At 37.3% G+C, this 11,868-nt stretch carries 11 protein-coding genes, 1 tRNA gene, 1 other RNA gene and 1 other annotated feature; of the genes, 2 read left to right on the top strand and 11 right to left on the bottom strand.

Annotation, left to right across the window (positions count from 1 at the left end):
- Positions 1-117: 117 nt before the first annotated feature.
- The 6 genes from B371_RS0105350 to ffs all read right to left on the bottom strand — a co-directional run bounded on the left by B371_RS0105350 (position 118) and on the right by ffs (position 3,969).
- Positions 118-378, bottom strand: coding sequence for a pro-sigmaK processing inhibitor BofA family protein (locus B371_RS0105350; protein ID WP_019413274.1), 261 nt, complete (start codon positions 376-378; stop codon positions 118-120).
- Positions 379-441: 63 nt separating this feature from the next.
- Positions 442-654 (bottom strand): YaaL family protein, encoded by a 213-nt coding sequence (locus B371_RS0105345; protein ID WP_019413273.1) that lies wholly within the window; start codon positions 652-654, stop codon positions 442-444.
- Between the two features lie 18 nt (positions 655-672).
- Positions 673-1,269 (bottom strand): recombination mediator RecR, encoded by a 597-nt coding sequence (gene recR, locus B371_RS0105340; RefSeq protein WP_019413272.1) that lies wholly within the window; start codon positions 1,267-1,269, stop codon positions 673-675.
- A gap of 14 nt (positions 1,270-1,283) precedes the next feature.
- A complete protein-coding gene (locus tag B371_RS0105335) occupies positions 1,284-1,604 on the bottom strand; it encodes a YbaB/EbfC family nucleoid-associated protein (protein WP_019413271.1) in 321 nt (106 codons plus the stop codon).
- 14 nt (positions 1,605-1,618) lie between these two features.
- Positions 1,619-3,388: a DNA polymerase III subunit gamma/tau gene (gene dnaX / locus B371_RS0105330; protein WP_019413270.1), complete on the bottom strand. Its 1,770-nt coding sequence runs from the start codon at positions 3,386-3,388 to the stop codon at positions 1,619-1,621.
- Between the two features lie 314 nt (positions 3,389-3,702).
- An RNA gene (gene ffs / locus B371_RS22725) (signal recognition particle sRNA large type) lies at positions 3,703-3,969 on the bottom strand.
- 319 nt (positions 3,970-4,288) lie between these two features.
- On the opposite strand from ffs, the gene B371_RS0105325 reads away from it, so the two are divergent.
- Positions 4,289-4,381, top strand: a tRNA-Ser gene (locus B371_RS0105325).
- Positions 4,382-4,560: 179 nt separating this feature from the next.
- On the opposite strand, the gene B371_RS0105320 is transcribed toward B371_RS0105325, so the two are convergent.
- From B371_RS0105320 to B371_RS0105310, 3 genes are all read right to left on the bottom strand, one after another.
- Positions 4,561-5,232, bottom strand: a complete 672-nt coding sequence (locus tag B371_RS0105320; protein ID WP_019413269.1) for a deoxynucleoside kinase — start codon at positions 5,230-5,232, stop codon at positions 4,561-4,563.
- Positions 5,229-5,867, bottom strand: coding sequence for a deoxynucleoside kinase (locus B371_RS0105315; protein ID WP_019413268.1), 639 nt, complete (start codon positions 5,865-5,867; stop codon positions 5,229-5,231). The genes B371_RS0105320 and B371_RS0105315 overlap by 4 nt, the downstream gene beginning before the upstream one ends.
- 111 nt (positions 5,868-5,978) lie before the next feature.
- A complete protein-coding gene (locus B371_RS0105310; protein ID WP_019413267.1) occupies positions 5,979-7,112 on the bottom strand; it encodes a glycosyl hydrolase family 18 protein in 1,134 nt (377 codons plus the stop codon).
- An 84-nt stretch (positions 7,113-7,196) separates the two neighbouring features.
- Between B371_RS0105310 and tadA the strand changes: the two genes are divergently transcribed.
- Complete coding sequence (tadA, locus tag B371_RS0105305) at positions 7,197-7,688, top strand: tRNA adenosine(34) deaminase TadA (RefSeq protein ID WP_019413266.1); 492 nt, start codon at positions 7,197-7,199, stop codon at positions 7,686-7,688.
- A 21-nt stretch (positions 7,689-7,709) separates the two neighbouring features.
- On the opposite strand, the gene serS is transcribed toward tadA, so the two are convergent.
- Positions 7,710-8,987, bottom strand: a complete 1,278-nt coding sequence (gene serS, locus B371_RS0105300; protein WP_019413265.1) for a serine--tRNA ligase — start codon at positions 8,985-8,987, stop codon at positions 7,710-7,712.
- Between the two features lie 465 nt (positions 8,988-9,452).
- Positions 9,453-9,665 (bottom strand) — a binding site (T-box leader).
- Between the two features lie 278 nt (positions 9,666-9,943).
- Entirely contained in the window at positions 9,944-11,593 is a 1,650-nt protein-coding gene (locus B371_RS0105295; RefSeq protein ID WP_019413264.1) for a M4 family metallopeptidase, read from the bottom strand.
- Positions 11,594-11,868: the final 275 nt, after the last annotated feature.

The raw sequence follows: 11,868 nt of genomic DNA, 5'->3' as shown, positions 1-11,868 counted from the left end.
CTGTTCAGTTTTCAAGGTTCACGTTTTTGTTTCAATTTATTTCGTCTGCCGCATCTCGGCGACAAATACTATATTACACTATGTAACTACTAAAGTCAATACTCTAACTCAATATAGTTATAAGAACACCGAAATAGTTATTACACTAGCAATTCCAGGGACGCCTAAAAACGCAATTAGTAATCCAAATATTATATTAATAGGAATAAAAAAGCCGAACTGACTTGCAATTAGATGGATTGCAAACAGAAGAACAAAAGAAAAAGCAATTCTAAACCACCAAATAGAAAATGCATCGATTACTCGTGCTTTAGAAGTTTTATTCAGAAATAAAAAAAACAGTAATGTTATACCAATCAAATAAAGAATTAATGACATTCTTATCCCACCTCTTAATTAAGTTATAACCTACTATATGAGAGGATTGGTATAACATATACTTCATTTCAAGAGAATTTTTCGTATTCTTGCTTCTTTATATAAATAGAAGTGCTTACTCTCGGCAATTTTACGTTGTACAATAATTGATAAATCATAGTCATCTATCAAATCTTCTATTGTTTGCGTATGTTGCCATTCTTCTTTTGTTTCCTTCATTAGTGATATTAGTTTGGCATCATATTCTTTTTTAAGTTTTGCTTTTTTGAAAAACATCTAACAACTTGGCCTCCTTTATAGCTCGCGTCGCCCTTCTAACGCTTTGGACAAAGTAACCTCATCTGCATATTCTAAATCTCCACCAACCGGTAATCCATGGGCAATTCTAGTTGTCCTAATACCAGATGGTTTAACAAGTCTTGAAATATACATAGCTGTCGCTTCTCCTTCAATAGTAGGATTTGTCGCTAAAATTAATTCTTTCACTTGCTCATCTTGTAACCTTTTCAGTAACGTTGGTACGTTTATGTCTTCCGGTCCAATACCGTCCATCGGAGAAATCGCGCCATGAAGGACATGGTAAAGCCCGTTATAATCTCGCATCTTTTCTAAAGCAATAACGTCTTTAGGGTTTTGGACAACACAAATAACGGTGTTATCACGCTGTTTATCTTGGCAAATATGGCAGGGGTCTATATCAGTAATATGACCGCAAATTTCGCAAAAACTTAAGTTTCGCTTTGCATCAACTAACGCCTTTGCAAAAGCTAGCACCGTATCTTCTTTCATGCTTAAAACGAAAAAAGCCAGGCGGGCCGCAGTCTTTGGCCCGATACCTGGCAATTTCATAAAACTATCAATGAGTTTCGATATTGGTTCAGGATAATGCATATTGTTTCCTCCTATTACATGCCAGGAAGGTTCAATCCTTTCGTGAATTGTCCCATAGTAGAGTTAGTTGTTTCTTCTGCCTTTTTCATTGCTTCGTTGGTAGCAATTACAATTAAATCTTGCAACATTTCGATATCTTCGGGATCTACAACGGTTTCATCTAGTACTACATTAACAACTTCTTTGTGTCCAGAGACAGTTACTTTAACCATACCTCCACCTGCAACACCTTCAAAATGTTTAGTTCCTAATTCTTCTTGAGCCTCAGCCATTTGCTTTTGCATTTTTTGCATTTGTTTCATCATACCTTGCATATTATTTCCCATTCCACGCATATACCTTTTCCTCCTTAATCATCATGTACTTCTATAAAATCTTTACCAAATAACTTTTCCGCCTCTGTTACCAGCGGGTCTTCAACACCTGTTTGTTCTTCATTCATAAAACCCATTACTTCATCATCCGTTACTTCAGTTGCATTTGTTGCATTAGTTTCCGTGTCTAAATTTGAATCGGACGTCTTCAATCCTTTGTTACGAATAAATTCTTCACGGATTTTATTCCAAGCTTCCTCTGGAACAAACAGGATTTCATAATTCTTTCCCGTTAATGACATTAACAATTGCGAAAAGGCACTGGAGAATGTCTGATTGTCAGCTGCCATTTGACAATGAATATCATATTTAAATTTTAACACAAATGCACTATTAGATGCTGCAACTGGTTCTGCTTCGTTTAATAGAGCTTCGTGAGATTTTTGCAGTTTATTCATAATCGTTGGCCAGTGGGTTTTTATTTGTTGAATGTCTTGCTTGGTTGCAGTTTTTAACACCTCTTGAATACGTCCAGAAGGCGCTTTATAACCTTTTTGTGTTTTTAATCTTTGGCGTTTTTGAGTGTCGTCAGATTGTGGTGTTTGTGTATTTGAAGTTAGACCCTGTTTAACTTGCTGTTCTAGCGCGACAACTGTCCGTTCAAGTTGAGCGATTTTCTCTTCAAAAGTACTTAAATCAATTTCTAATTGAGCGTTTCCTTCTTTTACTTGTGACATTTTTAAAAGAGCTGTCTCTAAGTAAACTTTAGCGTGATTAGAATAACGCATTTCTTGTTGGCTGGCAGCTAGTATTTCAATGTATCGATATAGTTTATCGACCGTGAATTGACTTGCTAGTTGCTTAAACTTCTCCTCACTTGAAGCAAGTTCCAATAATTCATCTAATGAAGGAGCTGTATTCATTAATAGTAAATCACGGAAGAATGTGATTAGATTCTCGGTTAAACGAACCGCATCTTTACCTTCCTTCATTAACTCCTCTAAAAGAGTCAGAACTTTACCAACATCTTTTGTTAATAAAGATTCTGCTAAATGATAAAATGCATCTTGAGGAATTGAACCTGTCACTAGAAGCGCGTCTTCAACTGTCATTTCATCACCGCTAAATGATACAACTTGATCAAGCATACTCAACGCATCACGCATCCCGCCAGCAGCAGCCTGTGCAATGACTTTTAATGCTTGATTATTAGACTGAATACCCGAATCTGCCAGAACTACATTCATACGGTCGATTATATCTGTAGACGTAATTCTTTTAAAATCAAAACGTTGGCACCGTGAAATAATCGTTAATGGTAATTTATGAGGTTCTGTTGTTGCTAATATAAACACGACATGTTCTGGCGGTTCTTCAAGTGTTTTTAACAATGCATTAAACGCACTATTAGATAGCATATGTACTTCATCAATAATGTACACTTTGAATCGTGAATTTGCAGGTGCAAATCTAACTTTTTCAATGATATCGCGGATTTCTTCAACTCTAGAATTAGAAGCAGCATCAAATTCGATTACATCTGTATTTGAACCATTTGTAATACTTTTGCATGAGTCACATTCGTTACATGGCTCTGAAATTGGTGAACGTTCACAATTTAGAGCTTTTGCAAAAATTTTTGCCGCACTTGTTTTCCCGGTCCCCCTGGGTCCATTAAATAAATACGCATGTGTTGTTTTATTATAAAGGAGAGCATTTTGAAGGGTTTGTTTCACATGTGATTGACCTGACATTTCAGCGAATGTTTGCGGTCGGTAAACACGATAAAAAGCTTGATACGCCAACTGGTTTCTCCCCTTTTAGTATGATTTTAAAAAGTCCTTTCATTATACCATAAGGTGGTAACCCTAGCTCTTTGAAAGCCAAATTTAATTAAAGAGGTTGTTCAAAAAGTCCGCTAAAAATAGCTGTCGTATCTCTTCGTTGGCTTGCTTCTCTGCTCCTCACGTATCAACACCATACGCTCCGGTGCTCGAAGGCTACGCCGCCTCGACCTACTCGGCTCTTTTTATGCTCCTTTTTGAACACTCACTTAAAGTATAAAAAAGGTGTTTGCTCGCATTATTAGCGAACAAACACCTTTTTGGAAGTATGTATACCGTGCACCTTCCTTCGACTGATATACATAAGCGGAACCTTTGTCGTTAGCTCTGCTTAGGCAACCCTGCGGCACATGAGAAAGTCCACTTAATGCTGCTTCCTTCCGGACCTGACATGGTTCATAGATACCCATTGCGCAGGACCCAAACGTCAACACCACGTGCAAAAGCCAGACCCTACATATAAACAGCCTTAGAGAAGGAGTTCAGTCTCGCTAGAGCGGATTGCGAGTTACAAGACACCGCTAACTCCCCACCTAGCACGGCATTTATTATTATACTAACTTTGATCTTAAAAATCAAATAGTAATACATTGATATTTATAGAGATTTTACCAATTCATCTAAGAGTGTGAGAAATAGCTATAACCAGTGCTATAGTAAATTCTTTTAAACAATAGTTTTGTTGAATAAAATAGAAAGTATTCCTTATTACTATTTACAAGAGCTGCACTTCCATCAAAATATGTTTGGAATATTCCCTGCCTCTATTTAGACAAAAGACGTAATATTTAAACTTTATTTTTATCACTTATTATTGTTGACTTTAATTTTTGTACATGATAAATTATATTTTGTTGATATGGAGGTATACCCAAGTCCGGCTGAAGGGATCGGTCTTGAAAACCGACAGGGGAGTTAAATCCCGCGGGGGTTCGAATCCCTCTACCTCCTCCATTTTTTAAAACAAAAACGCGCATATATGGAGATTGTTTGTTATTCGTTACTAACGTAACGAATTTTCTTCTACTATAACTATTCTGAATATTAATATTATAAAGACGACTCACTTGAGTCGTCTTTTTTTACATTAAACATAATAAAAGCCCCCATATGTAGATGAGGGCTTGTCCACTTTAGTTTCGTAACAATGAGGTTTGTTTAATAGACTGACCGATTCTTTCAACAATCGATTCCACTGTATCTGGATTCTTCATTAAATCGTAATCATTAATATTCAGTCTTAAAACTGGGCATGCATTAAATGAGTTAATCCAGTTTTCATAACGTTGGTGCATTTCATACCAGTACTCTACTGGTGTTGATTGTTCCATTGGACGTCCGCGTACTTGAATTCGACTTAAAATGTCTTCAATGGAGCCATCTAAATAGACCAGTAAATTCGGGTGTGGAAAATATGGTGTCATAACCATCGCGTCAAACAAACTTGAATAGGTTTCGTAATCAGTCAAATTCATCGTGCCCTTTACCACATGCATTTTAGCAAATATCCCAGTATCCTCGTAGATTGAACGGTCTTGAATAAACCCTCCACCGTATTCAAAAATACGCTTTTGTTCTTTAAAGCGTTCTGCTAAAAAGTAGATTTGTAAATGAAAACTCCATTTTTTAAAGTCATCATAGAAGAGATCAAGATATGGGTTTGTATCTACTTGTTCAAATGATGTTCGAAATTGTAATGCATTTGCAAGAGCCTGTGTCATTGTTGATTTCCCGACACCCACCGTTCCTGCTATTGTTATAACAGCATTCTGTGGAATACCATATTTATCACGTAGATTTTTCATTCTTGGAGACTCCTTTTTTGTAATGTGTCTTCCACTTTATCTAAGATGAATTTCAGATCAGCTTTATTTTGTACAAAATCAAGTTCATCTCCGTTAAAACGAAGAACGGGGATTTCGGGATGTGTTTCTTCAAAATGTTGAATGAATGTATGGTAATCTGTTGATAATTTTTCCATATAATCAATACTAATCATTTTTTCAAAATCACGACCACGCACAGCAATGCGTTTCATTAATGTATCCAGGCTAGCGTGCAAGTAAATAACCATGTTTGGTCTAGGCATATCTTGTGTCAAAATAGTATAAATTGATTCATATTTCTTATATTCTTCTACCGGAAGTGTTCGTTTTGCGAAAATTAAATTCTTAAATATATTATAATCCGCCACAACAGGTTCATGTTTTGAAATATATTTCTTTTGAATATCACTTAATTGTTTATATCGATTACAGAGGAAAAACATTTCCGTTTGAAAGCTCCATTCTTCAATATTTTCATAGAATTTATTTAAAAATGGATTTTCGTCGATAATTTCTTTTAAGAGATGAAAATTATTTACTTCAGCTATGGCTTTTGATAATGAAGTTTTTCCAACACCAATTGGGCCTTCAACTGTAATAAATGGAATCGGCATCAGAAGTCCTCCTACTCGTTCTCAATCATGCAATGCCCCCTATTTTAACATAGCTTTAAATTGAAAAACAGAGCTAAAACCACTTTTCCAAAAAGGAAAAGGGTTTTAGCTCTATCTTTTTTTAACCTTAAACATTTCGTATAGAAGTAACCAATTTTGTGGAAACGAAAAACCAATATGCCAATAACTGATGCCTCTAAGACCCAATTCTTTTATCAATTGAAATTTTGCTTGAATTGACCTAGCGTCTTCAAACCATACAACATGTTCTTTTCCATTTAGCCAATACTTGAAATATGGAGCTTGTGCAGTCGTATCATATAGTATATTGGCATTTCGTTCACGTGCTAGTTCAACAGCTTGCTTCGGACTAAGGGCCTTAGCTTGTGTCCCTTGTACAAAAGGTAAAGTCCAGTCATAACCGTATAAATTCTGACCCATCATTATTTTTTCAGATGGCATTTCTGTTAATGCATACTCCAGAACTTGTCTTACAGGACCTATTGGTGAAACCGCCATTGCGGGACCTCCACTATAGCCCCATTCATATGTCATAATGACGACAAAGTCCACAACTTCAGCAATTTTATTGTAGTCGTGTCCCTCATACCATTTCCCGACTTGCGTTGCAGAAGTTTTAGGGGCTAGAGCGGCTGATACGATTAACCCTTCCGCCTCTTCTTTTAAACGTCTTAAAAATTCTACATAGGCTAATCGATCTTCTTTTCGTAAATACTCAAAGTCGACGTGAATATCCTTTGCATTTTTTTCCTTTGCTTCAGCTAAAATATTTTCGATTAGCGTATCCTGCACTTCCTGGCTAGCAAAAATCTTTTGTGCTAAGGTGTCACTAAAAGCGCCTTCTTCAATGTTTGAAATAACGATTGCCGCTACCATATTCCCTTCAACCGCAATCTGTTCAAGACCATTCCATTCTAATTCAGACAATGAACCATCTGCTCTAACGTCATATGAAAATGGCATCATATAAGTTAATAATGGAGCTCGCTTTTTCACTTCATTTAGCAATGATTGTGAGGGTTTTTCAGTGTACCACTCAACATAAGCGTTTGTTTCAATCGTTGGTCGATTCGGATTTGGAGTACCTGGAATCACAAGTGTTTGGCCAACTACCAAAACATCTGGATCTTCAAGTTCATTAGCCATCGCAAGTCTTGCAGCCGTGGTTTCAAATTTTTTCGCAATTGAAAAAAGACTATCTCCTGTCTTTACTACATAAATCATGTAAGACCTCCTTGTTCATATCTCCTTTATGCTATGCGTCTAGGAATCAAAACATGCTACACTTAATCAGAAGGGTGATGGGTAATGGATATATTTAAAAAAGACAAGCTATATATGCTTGAAGCTCTAGTAGAAGCAGAAAAAGCAGCAACATTAGGTGAAGTTCCAATTGGGGCTATTATTGTTTACCAAGATAAAATTATTGCACGCGCACATAATTTACGTGAAACTACCCAAAATGCTACTACTCACGCAGAGTTACTTGCGATTCAACAAGCTTGTGCTCATATAGGTAGTTGGCGATTAGAAGATATGACTCTTTATGTTACACTCGAACCTTGCCCTATGTGTGCAGGAGCGATTCTTCAATCCCGAATTCCTCGCTTGGTTTATGGTGCACGCGATATGAAAGCGGGATCAGTAGACTCTCTCTATCGATTACTTAACGATTCCAGATTTAACCACGAATGTGATGTAACTGAAGGAATTCTAAGTGAAGAGTGTGGCACTATCCTTACTGTGTTTTTTCGTAATTTACGCGAACAAAAAAAGAACCAGAGACGAAACCTTGAATAGGATTCATTTCTGATTCTTTTTTTATTTAGAAATTATTTCTTTTCCGCCCATGTATGGACGTAGTACATCAGGAATAACGATAGAACCATCTTCTTGTTGATAATTTTCTAAAATGGCTGCAATTGTTCGGCCAAGTGCTAACCCACTTCCATTTAACGTATGAACAAATTCTGGTTTAGCATTTGGTTCGCGGCGGAAACGAATATTGGCGCGGCGTGCTTGGAAATCTTCAAAGTTACTACAAGAAGAAATCTCACGATACACACCTTGCGCTGGGATCCATACTTCAATATCATATTTTTTGGCTGCAGTAAATCCTAAATCAGCTGTACACATTTTAAGCACACGGTACGGTAAACCTAATAATTGTAAAACTTTTTCTGCATGACCAGTTAATTTCTCCAATTCATTGTAAGAATCATCTGGGTTTACAAATCGTACAAGCTCTACTTTATTAAACTGATGTTGGCGAATCAAACCACGTGTATCGCGACCTGCAGAACCCGCTTCTGAACGAAAACAAGCACTGTATGCTGCAAATCCTTGTGGCAAAATGTCTTTATTTAAAATTTCATCACGGTAAAAGTTTGTTACAGTAACTTCTGACGTTGGAATTAAGAAATAATCTTCTTTTTCAATTAAGAAAGCATCTTCTTCAAACTTCGGCAATTGCCCAGTTCCTGTTAGGCTCGCACGATTTGCTAAATAAGGAGGCAACATTTCTTCATAGCCGTGCTCGTCTGTATGAAGATCAATCATAAAGTTCATCAAGGCACGCTCTAAACGAGCACCTAAACCGCGATAAAACACGAATCGGCTACCCGTCGTTTTTGCGGCGCGTTCAAAATCAATGATATTTAAATCTGTTCCAAGATCCCAGTGTGGTTTTGGTTCAAAATCAAACTCACGGATTTCTCCCCATGTACGATCTTCCACGTTGTCATCTTCAGAATCCCCAACCGGAACGCTATCATGTGGAATATTTGGTAAACGCATCATCATGTCTTCAAACTTCTCTTCAACTTCTCGAAGTTCTACATCTAATACTTTAATTTCATCTCCCACTTGACGCATACGTAGAATTACATCATCAGCATTCTCTTTATTACGCTTCATTACAGAGATCTTTTCAGAAGCCTCATTTCGTTCAGCTTTTAATACTTCAGTTTTCCCTATAAGCTCACGACGTTTTGAATCAAACTCGGTAAATTGATCAAAGTTTCCTAAATCTTCTCCACGTTTTTCAAGTTTTCCTTTAATTTCATTGTAGTTGGCTCTTACTCGTTTTACATCTAACATTGGTTTTCCTCCTCTAAATTCGATAATGGGTAAGTTATAGACATTTTTGATTGAAGGCCAAGATACAAGCTTCATGACCAATCCAAGGCGTATAAGCCCACTCTAGCTCATCACCGGTGCTCCGAAGAATCGAATCGGAAACTTGTTTCCGGATGACTTACGGAAGGAATGATAAATTCGCGACATCATGTCGCAACGCCTTCATGACCCACGTAGTGTGGCCCAAGCTTAGGTGTGAGCTGGGATTCGAAGCTAGACAACACCGAAAAGCGTATAAGCCCACTCTAGCTCATCACCGGTGCTGGAAGAATCGAATCGGAAACTTGTTTCCGGATAATTACGGAAGGAAGGCTAAATTCGCGACATCATGTCGCAACGCCTTCATGACCCACGTAGTGTGGGCCCAAGCTTAGGTGTGAGCTGGGATTCGAAGCTAGACAACAAAAAAAGCCCTCAATCCCCTTGGAAAGGGACGAGAGCTACCCGCGTTGCCACCCTGTTTGATTTGTCCATACGAACAAATCCACTTGTCTCATAACGGCTTTTCAACCGGCTACAACCTACTACTTTCAGTTGTGCAACTCCAGAACGGATTCACAAGTGTTTTTACCGACTTGCACCAACCGCCGGCTCTCTAGAAAAAACGTGCTTGTTACTACTTCCCATCATCGTTTCATATGTGAAATTAAACATACTTTACTACAGGATGTGAAATTTGGCAAGCTGTCATTCATATTAATTAAAAGTGCTAAACACCGTACTAGTCCAACACCTAGCTAAAAGGGCTGAATCGAAAGTCTGCTTTCTCATGAGGCGAGGAAGGAAGGCTAAGTGCGCGACTTCGTGTCGCGACGACTTCATGATCCACATCCTGTGGGCCCAAGCTTAGGTGTGGACTGGTTCTTGGAGCGAGACAAAGCTAATCTCGAAAGATAGAGAATATCTTCAGTGCAAAATTAATTAACACCAACTGCTGTAAATGCAGATTTAACACTTGCAACTTCAGTGCTACTTGCACCATAAAGGTCTGTTGCTGCTTGGATAGATGCTACTCGATATTGGCTATACGTAGAGTTCGGTGTTAAGTATTGTGTTAATGTACGGAAGAAGATTTCTCCTGTTTTTTCATTGCCTATTCCTGAAACACTAATATTATAATGCGTCCCACCAACAGCTAGCAAATACGCTGCTTTATTACTAATTCCACTATTCCAATGGACACCACCATTATCAGATGTGCCGATATAACGGTTTGAGTAATGATCTGGATCTCCATTCAACGTTGGGTCAGCCATTGAACGAAGTGCATCTCCTGATATTCCAGGTGTATAGATGTCTTCTCCAATTAACCAATCCGGGTTGTTATTAAAGTGGTATTCTACTAATGTTCCAAAAATATCAGACATTGATTCATTAATCGCACCAGATTCATTTTGATAAACAAGATCTGCAGTTGTATCAGTAACGGCATGAGTTAACTCGTGCGCAATAACATCAAGAGCTCCTGATAATGGAATGAACGTTGTTCCATCTCCATCACCATAAACCATTTGTGAACCACTCCAGAATGCATTATTGTAACTACGGCCGTAATGAACGGTAGAAACTAATTTAGCTCCATTCCCATCGTAACTATTACGATTATGCACGTTATTAAAGTAATCAAATGTTTGACCTGCATATGCATGTGCATCAACTGCTGGTCCATCATAGGCTGCATTTAGTACGTTATCTGCATCCAACCAAAGAGTACCAGGTGTTCTTGTACGGTTTGCTGCATCATAAGTGAATATCCCATTCCCACGTGTACGGTCTTGAAGGTATGATCCATTATTATTCGTTAATGTGTTGAATGATTTTGTATCCCCTAAAACACCTTTTCCTGTCCCAACCGTGTCTGTTCCAGTAGCTCCTGATGTTGGTTTTGCTGCATGAATTTGATTATATGACTCTAGCACTTCACCTGTTTGTGCATCGATAAAATATTGATAATTACCTGGTTCAGGATATAAAAATTCAAACTCCATTGCATAAGCAAACTTAGCTTCTCCATCTCTTGCGTAAATCACAAATTCAGGTGTTGCAGGATGTTCAAGTTCTGCTTCTTGTCCTAATTTAGATTCTAAATCCTGCTTAGCAGTAGCAAGGGCATCTACACGATTTACTTTTGCTCCACTCTTAAGTGTTTGTTTCTTGTCCAGTTCAGGTACAACTTCACCTGAAACAGATGTTAAAACCCCATTTTGATCAACGTGAGCTATTATAACAGAACCAAAAACAGGAACACCTTTATAGATTTGTTGTAGTTTCATTTGCGTGAACCCGATATCATCTTTTGATTCACTTAAAACTCTGAAACTCTTAAATGGTTCATTACTAAATTTATAAAGTCCTTTTTTCTCTGCTAAATAATTGAAAACTACTTCTTTCATGCCTTTATTCGATGGTGCTGTTAATTGACCAGAAATAAAATTAGGCGCTTTACTCTTTTGATTTACATGTATTGTTTCAGAGACACCATTACTAGACGTTGCATAAACTGGTGACATTGATGCTGCTAATGCCACCGTTGCCGCTAAACTAAGACTAATTATTTTCTTCTTCACTCAACTTCACTCCCCAATTTTTCATAAATTCCTATTATTACCGGTTACTATTATTTTAAGTGTTTAATTATTCAGAATATATAGTACACTTTAACTGTTTTGTTTTGTATAATTATGGTTTTATTTTCCTATATAAATAATAAATTGTTTTATAATACCCGTAAATAGAAAAATTCTTTATTCATAGTAGTTATAAAGTCCTAATAATTCCCTTTTTTATTTAATTAAGTTTTGGATTATGGGTTATAGAGGAAATGTTAAAAATGACAAATATA

The sequence above is a fragment of the Paenisporosarcina sp. TG20 genome (genome assembly GCF_000286315.1).
Classification (GTDB): domain Bacteria; phylum Bacillota; class Bacilli; order Bacillales_A; family Planococcaceae; genus Paenisporosarcina.
Note: the sequence above shows the minus strand (reverse complement) of the source record. Positions and strands in the feature narration are given on the sequence as shown.